Below are 20,164 nucleotides of genomic sequence, written 5' to 3'. Positions count from 1 at the left end.
GGCACGCTACTCGTCGTCGTCCATGAAGGCCGCATTGACCAGGTCGTCGAGGTCCATGTCCGCGAGGTCCTTTCCGGCCGACTCGTCCTGCGGTGTCGCGCCGCTGCGGTCGCCGTCGTGCTCGTTGGCCAGCGCCAGCAGCAGGTCCAGCACACCGGCCTGCCGCAGCCGCTTGACCGGGATGGACGCCACCACGCGCCGCAGTTCCTCTTCCCCTGGCGCCGCCGCGGGCTGTGCGTCCGGGTGCACAGTTCCGAGCAATTCTTGGTGGAAGTAGCCGGCCAGCGCCGCCGAGTTCGGGTAATCGAAGATCAGCGTCGGCGAAAGTGCCAGGCCGGTAGCGGCTTTGAGCCGGTTACGCATCTCAACCGCCGTCAGGGAATCGAAGCCCAATTCCTGGAACGCCCGGTCGGGGTCGATGGCCTCGGGCGTGGTGTTGCCCAGCACGGTGGCGATGTGCGAGCGCACCAGGTCCAGCAGCACCGCGTGCTGCTCCTCCTCGTCCAGCCCTTCCAGCCGACCCAGCAGTGCCGACTTGGACTTGGCTGCGGCCAGCGAGTCGTCGACCTGCCGGCGCGCCGGCGCGTTGATCAGGTCCACGAACATCGGCGGCAAGGTCCCGGCGTCGAACTTGGCGCGCAGGGCCACCAGGTCGATGTGGGCCGGCAGCAAGAACGGCTCGTTGACAGCCAAGGCGGTGTCGAGCAGTTCGAGCGCTTCCTCCGAACCCATCGCCACGATGCCGTCGCGGGCGAACCGGGCGAGATCGGCCGCACCCAGCGCGCCGGTCATGCTGCTGGCCTGATCCCACAGCCCCCAGCCGAGTGAGACGGCCGGCAGCCCGTGCTGCTGGCGGTGCAGAGCCAGCGCGTCCAGGAACGAGTTTCCGGCGGCGTAGTTGGCCTGCCCGGACGCGCCGGCCAGCCCCGCGATCGACGAAAACATCACGAAGGCGGACAGTTTCAGGTCGCGGGTCAGCTCGTGCAGGTTCCACGCGGCATCTACCTTGGCCCGCAGCGCCGCGTCGACCCGCTCCGGGGTCAACGACGTGACCACCGCGTCGTCGAGTGTGCCCGCCGCGTGGATCACCGCCGAGAGCGGCCGGTGTTCCTGGATGTCGGCGATCACCGTGGCCAGCGCCGCGCGGTCTGCCGCGTCGCAGGCGACCACCCGCACGGTTGCGCCGGCGGCGGTCAACTCTGCGGTCAGCTCGTCGGCGCCGGGCGCGTCCGGCCCGCGACGACTCAGCAACACCAACCGACGCACCTGGTGCCGGTGCACCAGATGCCGCGCCAGCGCCGAGCCGGCCATGCCGGTGCCGCCGGTGACCAGAACGGTGCCGTCGCCCAGAGCGGAATCCATGGTCATGACGACCTTGCCGACATGGCGGGCCTGGCTGAGGTAGCGCAGGGCCGCCGCCGCGCGCCGCACGTCGAACACCGTGGCCGGCAGCGGCTTGAGCACTCCGGCAGCGAACAGTTCGGCCAGCTCCGCGAGCATCCGCTGAATGTGGTCGGGCCCGGCCTCGAAGAGGTCGAAGGCGCGGTAGCGCACGCCCTGTTCGGCGATCTCGGCGGCGTCGCGGATGTCGGTCTTGCCCATTTCGAGGAACACCCCACCCGGGGCCACCAGCCGCAGCGACGCGTCAACGAAGTCGCCGGCCAGTGAATCCAGCACCACGTCCACACCGCGTCCGCCGGTGGCGGCGCGGAAGGTGTCCTCGAAGTCCAGGGTGCGCGAGTCGCCGATGTGAGCATCGTCAAAGCCCATGGCACGCAGCGTGTCCCACTTGCCCTTGCTGGCGGTGGCGAACACCTCGACGCCCCAGTGCCGGGCCAGCTGGACGGCCGCCATACCCACGCCGCCGGCGGCCGCGTGCACCAGCAGCCGCTGTCCGGGCTGCACGTCCGCCAGGACCTTCAGCGCGTAGTACGCGGTGGCGAAGACGACCGGCGCGGTGGCCGCGTCGGTGTCCGACCAGCCGGCCGGGATCCTGATCAGCAACCGCTCGTCGGTGGTCGCCACGGCCCCGGTTCCTTCCGGGAACAGCCCCGTCACCCGCTCGCCGACCGCGAAAAGACCGGCGTCCGACGCGGTTTCGATGATCGTTCCGGACGCCTCGACTCCCATGGCGGCAGCTTCGTCAGGATAGAGGCCGAGGGCGATCATGACGTCGCGGAAGTTGGCGGCCATGGCGCTGGTCGCGATGCGCACCTGCCGCGGACCCAGCGGTGCGTCCGCGTCGGGAATGCGCTCCATACGCAGGTTTTCGAACGTACCCGGGGTACTCATGCCCAATCGCCACGGACCGTCACCCGGGGGCGCCAGCAAGCCGCGCACCGCGCGGCTGCCGTGCACGCGGGCGATGTGCGCCGTGCCGTTGCGCAACAACACTTGTGGCTCACCGACCGCCAGAACCACTGCCGCCTCGTCTTCGGCGATCGGCACATCGGTGTCCACCAGTACGATGCGGCCGGGGTGTTCGGTCTGAGCCGAACGGACCAGGCCCCAGACCGCAGCGCCGGCCAGATCGGTGATGCTCTCACCGGGCAGTGCCATCGCACCGTATGTCGACACCACCAGCACTCCCGAGTCGTGCTCGGCCAGCCAGGCCTGCACGGCCGCCAGCGCGCGATGGGTGGCGGTGTAGACCCCGGCCAGCGTGTCACCCGCGACCGGATCGGACTCGAAGACCTGGTAGGGCGGAGTGCTTGTCGCTCCTGCTGCCGGTGCCGGTGCCCAGTTCACCTCGAAGAGCCGGTCGCCGGCCGAGCCGGCCAGGGCGGCCTTGAGCTGCTGCTCGGTCACCGGGCGGGCCACCATCGAGGCGACCGACAGGACCGGAAGGCCCAGCGCATCCGTCAACTCCACCGACACCGACGACGGTCCGGTGGGCGTGATGCGGGCCCGCACCGCCGATGCACCCGCCGCGTGCAGGCACACACCCTGCCAGGCGAACGGCACCAGCACGCCGTCGCTGCGGTCCTCGTCGGCGGCCACGATGATCGCGTGTAGCGCGGCATCCAGCACCACCGGGTGCACGCCGAATCCCGCGGGCGACAAGCCCGCCGTGTCGGGCAGATTCACCTCGGCATAGAGGTCGTCACCGCGCCGCCAAACCGCGGACAGCCCCTGGAAGGCCGGGCCGTAACCGTACCCGCGCTCGGCCAGGCTCTCGTACATTCCGGTGACATCCACCGGGGCGGCGCCCGCCGGCGGCCACGTCGACAGGTCCGAGACCGGTTGCGCGGCCGCGGAACTCACCGAGCCCTCGGCGTGCAGCAGCCAGCCGCTTTCGGCCCGCGAGAACACCGATACGCCGCGGGATCCCGAGTCATCGGCGGCATCGACGACGACTTGCACCGCGACCGAGCCGGATCCGGGCAGAATCAGCGGCGCCGCCAGGGTGAGTTCGTCGACCGTCGTGCAGCCGACCTCGTCACCGGCGCGAATGGCCAGTTCCACGAAGCCTGCGCCGGGGAATATCGAGACGCCACCGACCGCATGGTCGCGCAACCAGCCGTGCGTCGCCGCCGACAGCCGGCCGGTCAGCACGACACCGCCCGAGGACGGCAGGTCGACCACGGCACCCAGCAGTGCGTGATCGCCGGACGCCAGGCCCAGGCCCTCGGGGTCGACGGCGGCACTGCCGGTGGACAACCAGAAGCGGCGTCGCTCGAAGGCGTACGTCGGCAATTCCACGAAGTTCGCCGGGCCCAGCACGGCCCGCCAGTCCACCGGAGCACCCGCAACGTGCATCTGCGCCACGGCGTTGGTCAGTGTGGTGGGTTCGGGCCGGTCCTTGCGCAGCGCAAAGCTTGTCGTGACCGCGACATCGGGCAGCGACTCGTCGATCGACGCGGTCAGGCCACCGCTCGGGCCGACCTCCAGAAACCTTGTCGCGCCTGCTGATTGCGCGAATCGGATGCTGTCGGCGAAGCGCACCGCTTCCCGCACGTGGCGCTTCCAGTAGGCCGCCGAGGCGAAGTCGTCGCCGGCCGGCTGACCGGTCAGGTTCGAGATGACCGGGATCGTGGGTGATCCGATGGGCAGTCCGGCCGCGACCGCGCCGAACTCGTCGATCATCGGATCCATCAGCGGCGAATGGAAGGCATGGGACACCGCGAGCTGGTGCACCCGGCGGCCCTCGGCGCGCAGCTGCTCGGCGGCCCGGAGCACCGCATCCTCGGCACCCGAAATGACCAGCGAGGCCGGCCCATTGACCGCGGCGATGCTGACCTCCGGGGTCAGCAGCGGCTGTACCTCGTCCTCGGTGGCCTGCACGGCGACCATGGCGCCACCGGACGGCAGCCGCTGCATGAACCGTCCGCGTGCGGCGACCAGCACGGCGGCGTTCTCCAGCGACAGCACACCGGACACGTGCGCGGCGGACAGCTCACCGACGGAGTGCCCCATCACGAAGTCGGGCCGCACGCCCCAGGACTCCAGCAGCCGGAACAACGCGACCTCCACCGCGAACAACGCCGGCTGGGCGAATTCCGTGGTGTTGAGCACACTTTCGTCGTGGCCCCACATCACCTCGCGCAGTGGCCGCAGCAGGTGACGGTCCAGTTCGCCGACGACGGTGTTGAACGCCTCGGCGAACACCGGGTACGTCGCATGCAGGCCCATTCCCATGCCCAGCAGCTGGGACCCCTGGCCGGGGAAGACGAAGACGGTCTTGCCGCCCGGCTGTGCCACTCCGCGGATGACCGTGCCGGGATCGTCACCGGCGAGCTCCGCCAATCCGCTGAGCAACGCGTCCCGGTCGCTGCCGACGACGACGGCGCGGTGCTCGAACGACGACCGGCCCGCCAGGGACCAGCCGACGTCGACGGCCGCGAGTTCGTCGTGCCGGCCCAGGTATTCGGCGAGCCGGCCTGCCTGGGTGCGCAATGCCGCGGCGGACTTGGCGGAGACGACCCACGGCAGCACAGCGGGTTTCGGGCCCGCAGGTGCGGCTGCGGGCGCGGCGGGTCCTGATTCGATGATCACGTGTGCGTTGGTTCCGCTGATCCCGAACGACGACACACCTGCGCGCCGGGCCCGGGCCGGTTCGTCCGGCCACGGCTGTGGCTCCGTCAGCAGCGCAACCGATCCCGTCGACCAGTCCACGTGCGGGCTCGGCGCGTCGACATGCAGCGTGGCCGGCAGCAACTGGTGCCGCATCGCCTGCACCATCTTGATCACCCCGGCGACACCGGCGGCGGCCTGGGTGTGGCCCATGTTGGACTTGATCGAACCCAGCCACAACGGCTGGTTGCGTCCCTGCCCGTAGGTTGCCAGCAACGCCTGCGCCTCAATGGGGTCGCCCAGCATGGTGCCGGTGCCGTGACCCTCGACGGCATCCACTTCGCTCGCGGCCAGGCCCGCGTTGGCCAGCGCGGCGCGCACCACCCGCTGCTGGGAGGGACCGTTGGGCGCCGTCAGCCCGTTGGACGCGCCGTCCTGGTTGATCGCCGACCCGCGTACCAGAGCCAGTACCGGGTGTCCCAGCCGCTGGGCATCGGAAAGCCGTTCCACGACCAGCATTCCGCCGCCCTCGGAGAATCCGGTGCCATCGGCGGCACCTGCGAAGGCCTTGCATCGGCCATCGGCCGACAGGCCCCGCATGCGGCTGAACTCGATGAAGATGTCGGGCGTGGCGTTGATGGTCACACCGCCGGCCAGTGCCAGGTCGCATTCCCCCGACCGCAGCGACTGCACGGCCATGTGCAACGCCACCAGCGACGAGGAGCATGCGGTGTCCACCGACACCGCCGGACCTTCCAGCCCGAGCACGTATGCCACCCGGCCCGAGGCGACGCTGGACGACTGGCCGGTCAACCGGAAGCCTTCGGCCGCCTGCGCGGCGCCGATCCCGTACCCCTGTGTGTACACCCCGGCGAACACGCCGGTTGCGCTGCCGCGCAGCGAGCCCGGCTCGATGCCGGCCCGTTCCAGGGCTTCCCAGGACAGCTCGAGGTAGAGGCGCTGCTGCGGGTCCATCGCCAGCGCTTCGCTGGGCGCGATCCCGAAGAAGGCGGGGTCGAAATCGGCTACGCCGTCCACGAAACCGCCGGTGCGGGTGTAGCAGGTGCCGGCGACGTCGGGATCGGCGTTGTACAGTCCGCCCAGGTCCCAGCCGCGGTCGACCGGGAAGTCCGAGAGCACGTCACGGCCCTGAAACACCATCTGCCACAGGTCTTCAGGTGAATTCACCCCGCCGGGGTAGCGGCACGACATGCCCACGATCGCGATCTGGTCTGCACCGGTGATGCGGGCGACCGGGCCGTGGGTGATCTCCTGCGGCACCCCGGCCAGTTCGGTACGGATGTAGGTGGCCAGGCCGCTCGGGGTCGGGTAGTCGAAGATCAGAGTGGGTGACAGCGACAGTCCGGTGGCCGACTTGAGCCGGTTGCGCATCTCGACCGCGGTCAGCGAGTCGAAGCCCAAGTCCTGGAACGCTTTATCGGGATCGATTGCCTCCGGCGCGACGTTGCCCAGCACCGTGGCGATGTGGGAGCGCACCAGGTCGAGTAACAGGGCGTGCTGCTCGGCCTCCGGCAAGCCGTGCAACCGTTGCGCGAGAGCCGATTTCGACTTCGCAGCGGCCAGCGACTCGTCGACCTGCCGCCGTGTCGGCGCGGTGACGAGGTCGCGGAACATCGGCGGCACGGCGACCGCGTGGGCACGCAACGCGGCGAGATCGATGCGGGCCGGCGCCAGGAAAGGCTCGTCGACGATCAGCGCGGTGTCGAACAGTTCCAGCGCCTCGTGTGACGACAGGGCCAGCACGCCTTCGCGGCCCAACCGGGCCAGGTCGGCTTCGTCCAGCCCGCCGGTCATGGCGCTGGCCTGTTCCCACAGTCCCCAGCCCAGTGATATCGCCGGCTTGCCGTGTGCCCGCCGGTGGGCCGCCAGGCCGTCCAGGAAACAGTTGGCGGCCGAATAGTTCGCCTGTCCCGAGGAACCGACCAGACCGGCCATCGACGAAAACATCACGAAGGCAGAGACATTCAGGTCGGCGGTCAATTCGTGCAGGTTCCAGGCCGCGTCCACTTTGGCCCGCAGCACCGAGTCGATCCGATCGGGTGTCAGCGACGTCACCACGGTGTCGTCGAGCACGCCGGCGGCGTGAATGACCGCGGACAGCGGCCGCTGCACCGGAATGTCGGCGATCACCTTGGCCAGCGCCGGGCGGTCGGAAGCGTCGCACGCCGCCACCTGCGCCTGGGCGCCGGCCGCCTCGAGTTCGGCGATCAACTCCGCCGCGCCGGGCGCGTCCGGTCCGCGCCGGCTGAGCAGCACCAGGTTGCGAACGCCGTGCTGGGTCACCACGTGGCGGGCCAGCGCCGAACCCGCCATGCCGGTGCCGCCGGTGATCAAGACGGTGCCGCGGGCCCATAGGCCCGGAAGGGTCATGACGACCTTGCCGATGTGACGGGCCTGGCTGAGGTAGCGCAACGCCGCCGGTGCGCGCCGGATGTCGAACGTCGTCACCGGCAAGGGGCGCAACACCCCTGAGTCGAAGAGTTCGGCGAGGTCCAGCATGTACTCGTGCATGCGCGGACGACCGGGCTCGAAGAGGTCGAAGGCGCGGTAGCGCACGCCCGGGTATTGCTGGGCGATCACCCCGGGGTCGCGGATGTCGGTCTTGCCCATCTCCAGGAACACCCCGCCGGGGGCGACCAGACGCAATGAGGCGTCCACGAATTCGCCCGCCAGCGAGTCGAGCACGATATCCATGCCCGCCCCGCCGGTGACGGCCCGGAACTTCTCCTCGAAGTCCAGGCTGCGCGAGTCGGAGATGTGGTCCTCGTCAAAGCCCATGGCGCGCAGGGTGTCCCACTTGCCTTTGCTGGCGGTGCCGAACACTTCCAGCCCCAGGTGGCGGGCCAGCTGGGTGGCCGCCATGCCGACACCGCCGGCGGCGGCATGGATCAATACCCGCTGCCCCGGCTTGGCGGCTGCCAGGTCGATGAACGCGAACCAGGCCGTGGTGAAAACGGCTGAGATGGCGGCGGCTTCGGCGTACGACCAGTCCGAGGGCATCGGCAGCAGCAACCGGACATCGCCGGGAACCAGGGTGCCGCTGGTGTCGGGGAAGAAGCCGTATACCGAGTCACCGACCGCGAATTCGGTGACGCCGGGTCCGACCTCGACGACCACGCCGGCACCCTCGCCACCCAGCAGCGCCTCGTGGGTGAACATGCCGAGCGTGATCATGATGTCGCGGAAGTTGGCCGCGATGGCGTGCAGCGCGACGCGGACGTAGCCGGGTTCCAGCGGGGCGCCGGCGTTGGGCACCGGCTCCAGGCGCAGGTTCTCGAAGGTGCCCGCGCTGCTCAGGCCGAGCCGCCACGGGCCGTCACCGGGCGGGTCCAGAATCTGGTCCACCGCGCGGCTGCCGCGAACCCGCGGGGTGTAAATCTGCCCCGCACGCACCAACAGTTGCGGCTCACCCACCGCCAGCGCCGCGGACAGCGTCGAATCATCCAGTGGCGCATCGGAATCGATCAGCACCAGGCGGCCGGGGTTCTCGGTCTGCGCCGAGCGCACCAGGCCCCAGACCGCCGCGCCCGCCAGGTCGCTGACGTCCTCGGCCGGCAGCGCCATGGCGCCGCGGGTCGCCACGACGAGCACACCCGTCTCGTGCTCGGCCAGCCACGACTGGACCGCGGCCAGGGCGCGGTGCGTGCGTTCGTAGCTTGCCGTGACCGGATCCTCGCCAGTGACCTCGGATTCGAAAACCTCGTAAGGTGCCTTGGCGGCCGCGGCGGCGGATGTCGCCGGCGTCCACACGAGTTCGAAGAGCCGGTCCGGGCCAGAGCCGGAAAGCGCTGCCCGCAGCCGCTTCTCGTTCACCGGGCGGGCCACCATGGCAGCGACCGAGAGCACCGGCAAGCCCAGGCCGTCGGCCAGTTCGACCGAGACCGCGGACTCGCCGACGGGCGCGATCCGCGCCCGTACCGCCGAGGCGCCCGCCGCGTGCAGCGTCACACCCTGCCACGAGAACGGCAGCACGAGTTCGGCCGCGGGATTGGCCAGTACCGCGGCGTGCAGCGCCGCGTCGAGCAACGCGGGATGCGCCCCGTACGAGGCCGAGCCGCCGGCCTTCTCCGGCAGCGTCACCTCGGCGAACAACTCCTGGCCACGCGACCACAACGCGGTCAACCCGCGGAACGCCGGGCCGTAGCCGTACCCGTGTTCGGCGAGCCGCTCGTAGCCACCGGTCAGGTCGATGGCGACGGCGCCTTGCGGCGGCCACACCGACAGATCCGCACCGGGTTCCACGGTGCCCGAACGCAGTGTTCCCTCGGCATGGCACACCCACACCGAGCCGCCGTCGATGTCGGCGTGCGAGTAGATCGAGACACCGCGCTGCCCGGTCTCATCGGCGGCCGCTCCCACGATCACCTGTACCGCAACGGATCCCGAGGCCGGTATCACCAGGGGTGAGCGCAATGTCAACTCGTCGACCACCGAACAGCCCACCTCGTCGCCGGCGCGGATGGCCAGTTCGACGAAGCCGGTGCCCGGGAACACCACCATGCCGGACACGGCGTGGTCGGCCAGCCATGCCTGGACGCTCGGTGACAGCCGGCCGGTCAGCACGACGCCACCCGAATCGGGCAACTCCACCACCGCGCGCAGCAACGGGTGCTCGCTGGCGGCCAGTCCCAGGCCGGAGGCGTCGGCGGCCGTGCCCTCGCTGGACAGCCAGAACCGGCGTTTGTCGAAGGCGTATGTGGGCAGTTCGACGAACCCGGCTCCGTCCAGCAGACCGCGCCAGTTCACCGCCACACCGGCGACGAAGGCGGTAGCGGCCGAGGACAGGAAACGCTGCAGTCCGCCGTCGTCGCGACCCAGGGTGGGGACCACCACCGCTTCGGTGCCGCAGGCGCCCGCGGCGCCCTCGATGCCGGCGATCAGCGCCGGATGCGGACTGGATTCGATGAACACCCGGTACCCGTGCTCGCAGGCGCTGCGGACCGCCTGGTCGAGCTGCACGGTCTGGCGGATATTGCGGTACCAGTACTCGGCGTCCAAACCGGCTGTGTCGAAACGACTTCCGGTCACCGTGGAGAAGAAGGCGATCCGGGACGACGACGGCTCCAGGTCGGCCAGCACCTCGGTGAGTTCGGCGCGGATCGCCTCGACCTCGGCCGAATGCGACGCATAGTCCACCTCGATCCGGCGCACCCGCAACTCCCGCTCGACGCAGTTCGCACTGAGCTCGTCGAGCGCGGCGACGTCGCCGGAGACCACGACCGCGGAGGGTCCGTTGACGGCAGCGATGTCGAGCCGATCACCGAAGGGCGCCAACAACTCCCGGGCCTGATCGGCACCGCACGCGATCGAGAGCATGCCGCCCGGCCCGGCCAGACCGGTCAGTAGCTTGCTGCGCAGGGTGACCACCTTGGCGGCGTCGCGCAACGACAGCGCGCCGGCGACACAGGCCGCGGCGATCTCGCCCTGGGAGTGACCGATGACGGCATCCGGGCGCACCCCGATCGAGCGCCATAACTCGGCCAGCGACACCATCACCGCGAACAGCACCGGTTGCACCACGTCGACGCGGTCCAGCCCGGGGGCGCCGGGTGTGCCACGAAGCACGTCGATCAGCGACCAGTCGACGAATTCGGCGAAGGTCTCGGCGCACGCTTGGATCTGCCGCGCGAATACCGGTGCGGTGTCCAGCAATTCGACGGCCATACCTGCCCACTGGGAACCCTGGCCGGGGAAGACGAAGACGGTCTTGCCGACAGGCTGGGCGACACCACGGATGAAGTCACCCGGCGCGTCGGCGGCCAGCGCCGCCAGTCCGTTCAGCAGGCGGTCGCGGTCGCCGCCGACGATGACGGCCCGATGCTCGAAGGGGGTGCGGCCCGCCAGTGACCAGGCCACGTCAGCGAGGTCCAGATCCTCATGCGCGCCGATGTATTCGGCCAGTCGGGCCGCCTGCGCGGTCAACGCGGAGGCTGATTTGGCCGAGATCGTCCAGGACACTGCCGGGCGCGGGGCGACGTTCTCGCGCGGCTGGTCGGACGGGGCGGACTCGATGATCACGTGCGCGTTCGTGCCGCTGATCCCGAACGACGACACCGCCGCGCGGCGGGCCCGGGCCGGCTCGGTCTTCCACGGCTGGGGCTGGGCCAACAACTCCACCGACCCCGCCGACCAATCCACATGCGGCGACGGCACATCCACGTGCAGGGTCGCCGGCAACACCTCGTGGCGCATGGCCTGCACCATCTTGATCACACCGGCGACACCGGCCGCGGCCTGCGTGTGGCCCATGTTCGACTTGATCGAACCGAGCCAGAGCGGCTGGCGTCCGGCTTCCGCGCGCCCCTGCCCGTAGGTCGCCAGCAACGCCTGTGCCTCGATCGGGTCGCCGAGCGTCGTGCCGGTGCCGTGGCCCTCGACCACGTCGACGTCGATCGCGGACAGCCCGGCGTTGGCCAGCGCTGCGCGCACCACTCGCTGCTGGGAAGGACCGTTGGGTGCGGTCAGCCCATTGGAGGCGCCGTCCTGGTTCACCGCCGTGCCCCGGACCACCGCCAGCACGGGATGACCCAGTCGCCGCGCATCCGAAAGTCGTTCCACCACAACGATGGCGCCGCCCTCGGACCATCCCACTCCGTCGGCTGCGCCCGCGTAGGCCTTGCACCGGCCGTCCGGAGCCAGGCCCCGGTGCCGGCTGAACTCGACGAAAACCGTCGGGGTGGCGTTGACGGTCGCGCCACCGGCCAGCGCCAGGTCGCACTCCCCCGACCGCAACGACTGCACCGCCATGTGCAGCGCGACCAATGAGGACGAACACGCCGTGTCCACCGAGACCGCCGGGCCTTCCAGACCCAGCACATAGGACACCCGGCCGGAGGCGACGCTGGACGTCATCCCGGTAAGCCGGTAGCCCTCGATCTCCTCAGCAAACATTCCGTAGCCCTGGGCGATGATTCCGGCAAACACACCGGTGGCGCTGCCCCGCAATGCGGCGGGATCGATTCCGGCCCGTTCCAGGGCTTCCCAGGACAGCTCCAGCAGCATCCGGTGCTGGGGATCCATCGCCAGGGCCTCGCTGGGCGCGATACCGAAGAAGGCGGCATCGAAGTCGCCGACTCCGTCGACGAAACCGCCGGTGTTCGCGTAGGTCTTGTGCGCCGCGTCCGGGTCGGGATCGAACAGCTGACCGACATCCCAGCCGCGGTCGGTGGGGAACTCGGCGATCACGTCGCGGCCGTCGGCCACCATTTGCCACAGGCTGTCCGGGGAGTCGACGCCGCCCGGGAATCGGCAGGACATTCCGACGATGGCGATCGGCTCGCTGGTCCGCTCCAGCAGCGCACGGTTGGTCTTCTTCAGGCGTTCTACCTGGACCAGCGCTTTCCGCAATGCTTCAGTCGCATGCTGGAGCTGATCACTCATTACTAACCCCTCGCCTAATTTGGTCGTCTCTGACCCGCCGAATGCGGCTCTCGCCGAGTCATAGATAGTGCTGCGCGAAGCGACCGCTTGGTGCAGCATTCCGACCCAAGAATCTCGCTCGTGAGTATCGCCAACTCCGGCAGGATTTCAAAAACGTCGACTACTCCCAGCGCCTAGCCGAAGACCGGCCGGGCACCCCGCGTACCGTGAGCCTTCTGCACTCCCTTGTACACCTGGCCCGCCGTCCATGGCGCGACTTTACCGGTCAGGACGCCACGCGCGGTCCGCGAGCGCCTCAGACTCCCACCCGCCGCCAGCCGTCCGCGGCCCTGGCAGCGCGCAATAACTCGTCGCACAATTCGCGCAGTTCACGCGCTGCCGCGCCCTCATCCAGCGCGGTGACGACGTCTTCAGCGGCGCATCTGACCTGATAGACGCGATCGGAGAGATCGGCAGCCTCTTCGGCCGACAACACCACCGCATCGGTGGGCAGCGCAGCGACGTCGCCGCGGGAGATCATCGCCCGCTGTTCGTAGGCCCGCTGCCGACACGACTGCCGGCAGTACTGGCGGCGCCGGCCCATTCCGACATCGGCCACATCACGACCACACCAGCGGCACGGCTGAGGCCGAACGCGACGACTCACGCCTGACGACTTTAGTCCGATACCGGCCGCCATCCCGGTATCATGGACAGTCGCGTCGCGCACCGCGCAGAACAAACCAACCGGGAACTTGTGCAGACGGTCTTAACGTTTGCTTAGAGAGATTCAGATTACGGGAGCACCAGCAGCTCGCCGGACCCAAAGGAGCAGCACCAATGGCTGATCGTGTCCTACGAGGTAGTCGCCTCGGAGCCGTGAGCTATGAGACCGACCGCAACCACGACCTGGCGCCGCGTCAGATCGCTCGGTACCGCACCGAGAACGGCGAGGAATTCGAGGTTCCGTTCGCCGACGACGCCGAGATTCCCGGCACCTGGCTGTGCCGCAACGGCATGGAAGGCACCTTGATCGAAGGTGACCTGCCCGAGCCGAAGAAGGTCAAGCCGCCGCGTACGCACTGGGACATGCTGCTGGAGCGCCGGTCGGTAGAGGAGCTGGAAGAGCTGCTCAAGGAGCGTCTGGAACTGATCCGGTCCAAGCGGCGCGGCTAGCGCCGCCGCCGATCACGTGTGGGCGCGGCTCGACCGGCTACGGTTGCGCCGGCCCTCGATCCCCCACTGGGCGACCTTGACCAGCGCCTCACGGATGTTGGAGCCGCTCATCTTCGAAACGCCGATCTCACGCTCGGTGAAGGTGATCGGCACCTCGACGACCACGAAGCCGGTGTTGACGGTGCGCCAGGTCATCTCGATCTGGAAGCAGTAGCCCTTCGAGTCGACGCTGGCCAGGTCGATGGTCTCGAGCACTTCGCGGCGGTAGGCGCGGTACCCGGCGGTGATGTCGTGGACCCCGACGCCCAGCGCGAGCCGCGAATACGTGTTGGCGGTCCAGCTCAGGGCCCAGCGGCGCCACGGCCAGTTCCGCACCGTGCCGCCGTGTACGTACCGTGAGCCGATCGCCAGATCGGCGCCCGCGTCGACCGCCTCCAGCAGCCGGTAGAGCTGCTCGGGCGCATGGCTGCCGTCGGCGTCCATCTCGACCAGCACGGAGTAGCCACGGCTCAGTCCCCACGCGAAACCTTCCAGGTACGCCGCGCCCAGGCCGTTCTTGACGGTTCGGTGCAGCACGTGGATCCGGTCCGGATCGGCGGCGGACAACTCGTCGGCAAGCCGACCGGTGCCGTCGGGGCTGTTGTCGTCGACGATGAGAACGTGCACGTCGGGGCGGGCATCGATGACGCGCCGGTGGATCAGCGGCAGGTTCTCCAGCTCGTTGTAGGTGGGGATGATCACCAGGACGCGCTGGCTGGGACTGTTGCCCGCAACCTCGGGCCCAGACTGGCCGGTGGTCATGTAGCTCCTTCATTTCGCCCGATAGACGTTCGGTCGCCCTCGACGGACTGGCCTTCGTTCGCAGTCTCAACGTGTGCCGTCACTGATTCGTTCGCAACTTCGGTGTTGTCCGTTTCAGCTGACGGCGTATCGGAATTGTCAGGTTCGTCCGCCGGCCCCGACCGCCTTCGCAACCGAGGGCGCCTCGGACGTGGGAACCAGCCGGAGGAAGAACTATTGTGCCGTATCGCGAAGAGAACCACCGCGCCAGCCGTCCCGACCAGCACCCATTGCAGGATCGGTGCCCACCGGGTGGCCGGCGTGAGCCGGGTCTTGAGGCGAACCTGGGTGTCGATGTAGTCGGGGACGAAGAAGTCGGTGCGCTTGAGCTCCGCTCCGTCCGGGGCGATCACGGCGCTGATGCCGGTGGTCCCGGCCACCAGCACGTAGCGGTCGTGCTCGACGGCGCGGACCTTGGCGAACGCCAGCTGCTGCTCGCTCATGGTCTTGGTGAAGGTGGCGTTGTTGCTGGGCACGGCCAGCAACTGGGCGCCGTTGAGGACCGAGTTGCGCGGCGCGCGATCGAAGACGACCTCCCAGCAGGTCGCGACACCGACCGGCAGGCCGTCGATGTGCACCAGTCCACTGCCGGGGACCGGGACGAAGTAGCCCGCGCGGTCGGCGTAGCCGGAGAGATGCCGGAAGAGCCACCGCATGGGCAGATACTCGCCGAACGGTTGGACGATCGCCTTGTCGTGCCGGTCGGCGGGCCCGGAGCCGGGGTTCCAGACGATCATCGTGTTGGTGTATTCGGGGTTGTCGTTAGGCCCGCCCGGCTTCGCGAGCAGCGTTCCGATCAGGATCGGCGCCCCGATGGCGTCGGCGGCCTTGGCGATCTCCTGCCCGGCGTCGGGATTGACGAACGGATCGATGTCCGACGAGTTCTCCGGCCAGATGACGAAACGGGGTTGCGGCGCCACGCCGGCGTGCACGTCCTCGGCCAGCCGCAGTGTCTGGCTGACGTGGTTGTCGAGCACCGCCCGGCGCTGAGCGTTGAATTCGAGGCCGAGCCGGGGCACGTTGCCCTGTACGACGGCGACGGTGACCGCAGGTTCGCCGCCGGAACCGACGCCGGCATGCCGCACCTGCGGCCAGACCAGCATGGCGGCCAACAACACCAGACAGATGTAGATGCCGGGCAACACCACGGCCGGCGGTTTGGTCTGGTCTCGGGTGGCTCCGGTATGCCCTCCGGCGCGAAGCCACTTGGCGATTTCCACGGCGATCGCCGTCATGGCGGCACCCACCAGCACCACCGCGCACGACAACAGCGGAACACCGCCCAGTTGCACCAATGGCAGCAGCGGACCGTCGGATTGACCGAAGGCAATCGATCCCCAGGGAAATCCGCCGAACGGGAAGGTCGCCTTGAGCCACTCCTGGGCACCCCAGAGCACCGCGAACCAAACCGGCCATCCGGGAAGTCGCCGCACCACCACCGCACACAGGCCGAACAGGCCCGGGTAGACCGCACACACCGTCGCCAGCACCAGCCATGGCATGTCACCCACCAGCGTGCTGATCCACGGCAGCAGCGGCACGTAGAAGGCCACACCGAACAGGAAGCCGTAGCCCAGGCCGCCCGCGGGCGTGGTGGCGGGATGAATCAGCACCCAGCTCAACAACGCGACGGATACGACCGCGGCCCACCACCAGTCCAGCGCCGGGAAGCTGGCGTACATGGCCAGGCCGGCGATCAGTACGGCGGCCAGGCGCGCCAGTCGGGGACGCAGCCGCGCCCCGATAGCGGGCGTCCGCGCCAGGCCGGCGCGCGCCAGCCCACCCACCCGGGCACCGATCCCGGGCCGGGTCACTGGCAACTCGTCATGCTCCGGCTCCAGCGAATCGCTGGGTGTTTGCTCTGCAGGTGGTTCGTCAGCCATGGATGACCGCACCCCGGTGCACCGTCCGGCGGCATTGCGGCAACGTGTCGTTCTCGTCCAGCCGGGGCAGCGCAGGGACCCGGGAACGTGGGTCGGTGGACCAGCGCTGGACGGCGTCGCGGGGGGCGCTCACGTCGAGCGCGCCGGCGTCCCATACCGCGTAGGAGGCGGGTGCACCGGGCACCAGAGTGCCGGCGATGCCGTCGCGAACGCCACTGGCCCGCCAGCCGCCACGCGTCGCGGCGGCGAACGCGGCTCGCGCCGAAACCGCGCTTCCCGGAGTGCGGTGCTGGATCGCGGCGCGCACGCTGGCCCACGGCTGGAAGCCGGTGACGGGTGCGTCGGAGCCGAAGGCGAGGGGCACGCCTTGCGATGCTAACAGCGCCAGCGGGTTGAGCCGGCAGCCTCGGTCCGGGCCAAGTCGCTGCGCGTACATGCCGTCTCGACCGCCCCAGAGCGCGTCGAAATTGGGCTGCATACTCGCGATGACGCCCCAGGCTCCCAGCTTGGCCGCCTGTTCGGCATCGACCATCTCCAGGTGCTCCAGCCGGTGTCCGCAACGCGCAACGGCAGCCACCCCCAGGTCGTCCACGACCCGTTCGAAGGCGTCCACGACGGCGGAGACGGCAGCGTCACCGATGACGTGGAAGCCGGCGGTGACCTCGGCCTCGCTGCACGCGCGGACGTGGGCTTCGACGGTTTGCGGATCGAGATGGCGGGTGCCGGTGCACCCGGGCGCATCGGCATAGGGTTCGTGTAGCCAGGCGGTGCGCGAGCCCAGTGCACCGTCGACGAACAGATCACCGGCCAGGCCGCGGGCACCGGTTTCGGCGATCAGGGCGCGGGCCCGTTCCGGCGTGGTCACCGGCTCACCCCAGTAGCCGATCACCTCCACACCGTGGTGCAGACGGCGTAGCGCGAGCCAGTCGTCGAGTCCCCCGATCTCGGGTCCGGCGCACTCGTGGACGGCGACGACCCCTGACGCGGCCAGGGCGTCCAGGGCGGCGGTGCGGGCCGCGGTGAGTTGGTCGTCGGTCAACAGACCGCGGGCGACCGCCCGTACCTGGTGGTGCGCATCAGCGGTCAGCGGCTGCTCTGCGGCGAAGCCGGCCCGCGACGACAGATCCGGGACCAGCCGCCGCAGTCCGGACGAAGCCACCGCCGAGTGCACGTCGACTCTGGTCAGATAGGCCGGCCGGTCGCCCAGCACCCGGTCCAGGTCCTCGGTGCCGGGCGCGGTGTTCTCCGGCCACGTCGACTCGTCCCAGCCGTGACCCCAGACCGGCCCACGAGGGTTGGCGGCCGCGTAGTCGGCAAGCATCTGCAGGAACTGCGCCCGTGACTCGGCCGCCCGCAAATCCAGCCCGCTGATGGCCAAACCGGTTGCGCTCACATGAATGTGGCTGTCGACGAAGCCGGGCGCCACGAAGGCGCCGTCGAGATCCTGAACGTCGGCATCGGGAAACTGACTACGCCCCACCTCATCACTGCCCAGCCACGCGATGACATCGCCGCGAACTGCCATGGCCGTGGCCTCGGGATGACTGGGACTGTGCACCCGGCCGTTCACGAGCAGCGTGGTAGACCTCACGGCAAAACCCTAGAGGGCGGACGGAAGGCGCGGACCGCTACCAGGGCGGCTGGTCGGCGACCGGCGCGCGGGTCAGGGTGGGCGGCTCGCCGTCGATGACGTCGATCACCTCGCCGTCGATGTAGTCCGTGCGCGGGGCGCGGCGGTCGGCCAGACCGGCCGCGTCCGCACCGAGCACCGGGACGCGCCGCAGAAATCCCCGCAGCGCGACGGCCGTGAGGGCCGGCCGTGCGGCCGCCCGGATCGGCGGCACCAGCAGCAACAGCCCCACGACGGTGGTGGCCAGGCCCGGAACCAGAACCAGTCCGGTGGCCAATGCGGTGAGCGCGCCGTCGCTGAGCGCGCTGCGCGGTTCCTGCGCACCGGACCGCAGCTGCACGAACTGCCGGGTGAGCTGCAGCCCACCCATCGGGGCTCCCAGGCCCAGTCCGAGGACGAGGGTGCCCAGCAGCACCACTACGGTCCAGCCGACGCCGATCGCCGCCGCCAGCCCGATAGCCACCATGAGCTCGACGACGGCGTAAATGAGAAAGAGCCGTCCAACCATGTGAGGCCAACGTTTGCGCCGCGCGCCGGAGTTCCGCGAACGGTCGCGGCGCGGCTGCAGTTAGATGACGCTATGACGACGATTGAGCTCAACACACCCGCGGGACCGATCGATGCGCTGTTGAATGTTCCGTCCGGTCAGGGACCGTGGCCCGGGGTGGTGATCGTGCACGACGCCATCGGCTACGGGCCGGATAACGAGGCGGTGTCGCAGCGGGTCGCTCGCGCGGGGTATCTGGCGCTCACGCCGAACCTGTATGCGCGGGGCGGCCGAGCGCGGTGCATCACCCGGGTGATGCGCGACGTGCTGACCAAACACGGCCCCGCCATCGACGACGTGCTGGCCGCCCGCGAGCACCTGCTCGCGATGCCCGAATGCTCCGGCCGGGTCGGGATTGCCGGTTTCTGTATGGGCGGCCAGTTCGCACTTGTCCTGTCGCCCAAAGGGTTTAGCGCGTCAGCTCCCTTCTACGGCACCCCGCTGCCACGCAAGCTCAGTGAAACGCTGGACGGCGCGTGCCCGATCGTGGCGAGCTTCGGCAGCCGTGACCCGATCGGCATCGGCGCGGCCGAGCGACTGCGCAAGGTGACCACGGCCAAGAACATCACCGCCGATATCGAGTCCTATCCCAAGGTTGGGCACAGCTTCGCCAACCAGCTGCCGGCGCAGCCGCTGCTGCGGGTGACCGGTTTCGGCTACGACGACGCCGCCACCGAAGACGCCTGGCGCCGGGTGTTCACGTTCTTCGGGGAGCACCTGGGATGACCCGGATGCGTCGGCTCGGTGCCTGCTCGGTGGCCCTGGCTCTGGCCGGAATCGCACCCGCTCAGGCTCACGCCGAGCAGTTCAGTGCGGCTGAGCAGCAGATCGTCGCACTGCTGCCGCCCGGCTACACCGCCGCCTCGTGCAGCCGGGCCATTAACGGATTCCCGGCCGCGCTGGCGAGCCTGGACTGCACCGACGACCTGCACACCGACACGCCGGACTACGCGCGCTTCACCCTGTACGACGCGATGGACCCGCTGACGACCGATTTCTACGCGAGTGCCGCGAGCATGACGGTGTCACCGTGCCCAGGCGGAAACAACTCGCCGGGCAGCTGGAATTACGGACCACAACTGACCAGTCCCGGCGGCAAGATCGTGTGTGGCACCGTCGAGGATCAGGCCGTCATCGCGTGGACCCGTGACTCGCAGTTGCTGTTGGCAACGGTCAACGGAGGCCCGGACCTCGGCGAGCTGTACCAGTGGTGGCAGCACTACGGCGCCGAGACCGGTTAAGTCTCCGGGGTCGTCACGCCACGCGGAGCTCTAGGCCGACGTTGTTGTCCATGCCGCCACGCAACTTGCTGAACAGTCGGAAGACCTTGCCGATGATGCCGTAACGGTTGCTGATGGCGTCGTATACGAGCTTCGTCTGTGACTTGTCGAGGATGGCCGCGGTGCCTTCGACGGACTCGCTCTTGGGGCGACCGCGCATGTCGCAGATGGCCAGTTCCACCCGGGGCGTGTTGCGAATCCGCTTGACCTTCCACGACTTTGCCTCGGTGATGACCAAGAGGCGGTCGCCGTCGGCCGCGGCCCAGATGGGTACCGGCTTGGGCCGCCCGTCTTTGGTGAACGTGGTGAGCAGGATGTATTGCGCTTTGGCCAGGTCGGCGAAGGTGGGTGTCACGCTGACAACGTACCTGGCCGCGACCGGCCGTGACCTGCCGAGCAGACGCGAAATCGCGTC

At 69.5% G+C, this 20,164-nt stretch carries 8 protein-coding genes and 2 pseudogenes; 3 read left to right on the top strand and 7 right to left on the bottom strand.

Translation table 11 applies throughout. The features are described 5' to 3' along the window. Nucleotides 1–6: 6 nt before the first annotated feature. Both QXH22_RS19575 and QXH22_RS19570 read right to left on the bottom strand, forming a co-directional pair. A complete protein-coding gene (locus tag QXH22_RS19575; protein WP_306240147.1) occupies nucleotides 7–12,414 on the bottom strand; it encodes a type I polyketide synthase in 12,408 nt (4,135 codons plus the stop codon). A gap of 295 nt (nucleotides 12,415–12,709) precedes the next feature. Then, a complete protein-coding gene (locus QXH22_RS19570; RefSeq protein ID WP_306240146.1) occupies nucleotides 12,710–13,060 on the bottom strand; it encodes a hypothetical protein in 351 nt (116 codons plus the stop codon). Nucleotides 13,061–13,233: 173 nt separating this feature from the next. Here QXH22_RS19570 and rbpA point away from each other — a divergent pair, with 173 nt between their 5' ends. Next, nucleotides 13,234–13,569, top strand: a complete 336-nt coding sequence (gene rbpA, locus QXH22_RS19565) for an RNA polymerase-binding protein RbpA (protein ID WP_055579709.1) — start codon at nucleotides 13,234–13,236, stop codon at nucleotides 13,567–13,569. A gap of 12 nt (nucleotides 13,570–13,581) precedes the next feature. Here the strand turns inward: rbpA and QXH22_RS30535 are convergent. The 4 genes and pseudogenes from QXH22_RS30535 to QXH22_RS19550 form a co-directional block, all read right to left on the bottom strand. Then, nucleotides 13,582–14,379: pseudogene (locus QXH22_RS30535) on the bottom strand (polyprenol monophosphomannose synthase); the annotation flags it as partial. A 113-nt stretch (nucleotides 14,380–14,492) separates the two neighbouring features. Further along, nucleotides 14,493–16,292, bottom strand: a pseudogene (gene lnt, locus QXH22_RS19560) (apolipoprotein N-acyltransferase); the annotation flags it as partial. Further along, nucleotides 16,285–17,817 carry an amidohydrolase gene (locus tag QXH22_RS19555; protein ID WP_306276933.1) on the bottom strand — a complete coding sequence of 511 codons (1,533 nt, stop codon included), beginning with the start codon at nucleotides 17,815–17,817 and terminating at the stop codon, nucleotides 16,285–16,287. The gene QXH22_RS19555 and the pseudogene lnt, both read right to left, overlap by 8 nt. 103 nt (nucleotides 17,818–17,920) lie before the next feature. Further along, on the bottom strand, nucleotides 17,921–18,430 hold the full coding sequence (locus QXH22_RS19550; protein WP_306276697.1) for an FxsA family protein: 510 nt from the start codon (nucleotides 18,428–18,430) through the stop codon (nucleotides 17,921–17,923). Between the two features lie 72 nt (nucleotides 18,431–18,502). Here QXH22_RS19550 and QXH22_RS19545 point away from each other — a divergent pair, with 72 nt between their 5' ends. Together QXH22_RS19545 and QXH22_RS19540 are read left to right on the top strand one after the other, a co-directional pair. After that, nucleotides 18,503–19,195: a dienelactone hydrolase family protein gene (locus tag QXH22_RS19545; protein WP_306276696.1), complete on the top strand. Its 693-nt coding sequence runs from the start codon at nucleotides 18,503–18,505 to the stop codon at nucleotides 19,193–19,195. Continuing rightward, entirely contained in the window at nucleotides 19,192–19,710 is a 519-nt protein-coding gene (locus tag QXH22_RS19540) for a hypothetical protein (RefSeq protein ID WP_306276695.1), read from the top strand. The genes QXH22_RS19545 and QXH22_RS19540 overlap by 4 nt, the downstream gene beginning before the upstream one ends. 13 nt (nucleotides 19,711–19,723) lie before the next feature. On the opposite strand, the gene QXH22_RS19535 is transcribed toward QXH22_RS19540, so the two are convergent. Then, on the bottom strand, nucleotides 19,724–20,104 hold the full coding sequence (locus tag QXH22_RS19535) for a PPOX class F420-dependent oxidoreductase (RefSeq protein ID WP_306240142.1): 381 nt from the start codon (nucleotides 20,102–20,104) through the stop codon (nucleotides 19,724–19,726). Nucleotides 20,105–20,164 lie beyond the last annotated feature (60 nt).

Source organism: Mycobacterium sp. TY814 (assembly GCF_030755175.1).
Classification (GTDB): Bacteria; Actinomycetota; Actinomycetes; order Mycobacteriales; family Mycobacteriaceae; genus Mycobacterium.
This window is presented reverse-complemented; position numbering and strand designations above follow the sequence as displayed.

Coding starts and splice junctions, on each gene's coding strand:
- QXH22_RS19575 (WP_306240147.1), bottom strand. CDS start 12,414: ATGAGTGATCAGCTCCAGCATGCGACTGAAGCATTGCGGAAAGCGCTG.
- rbpA (WP_055579709.1), top strand. CDS start 13,234: ATGGCTGATCGTGTCCTACGAGGTAGTCGCCTCGGAGCCGTGAGCTAT.
- QXH22_RS19555 (WP_306276933.1), bottom strand. CDS start 17,817: ATGGCAGTTCGCGGCGATGTCATCGCGTGGCTGGGCAGTGATGAGGTG.
- QXH22_RS19550 (WP_306276697.1), bottom strand. CDS start 18,430: ATGGTTGGACGGCTCTTTCTCATTTACGCCGTCGTCGAGCTCATGGTG.
- QXH22_RS19545 (WP_306276696.1), top strand. CDS start 18,503: ATGACGACGATTGAGCTCAACACACCCGCGGGACCGATCGATGCGCTG.
- QXH22_RS19540 (WP_306276695.1), top strand. CDS start 19,192: ATGACCCGGATGCGTCGGCTCGGTGCCTGCTCGGTGGCCCTGGCTCTG.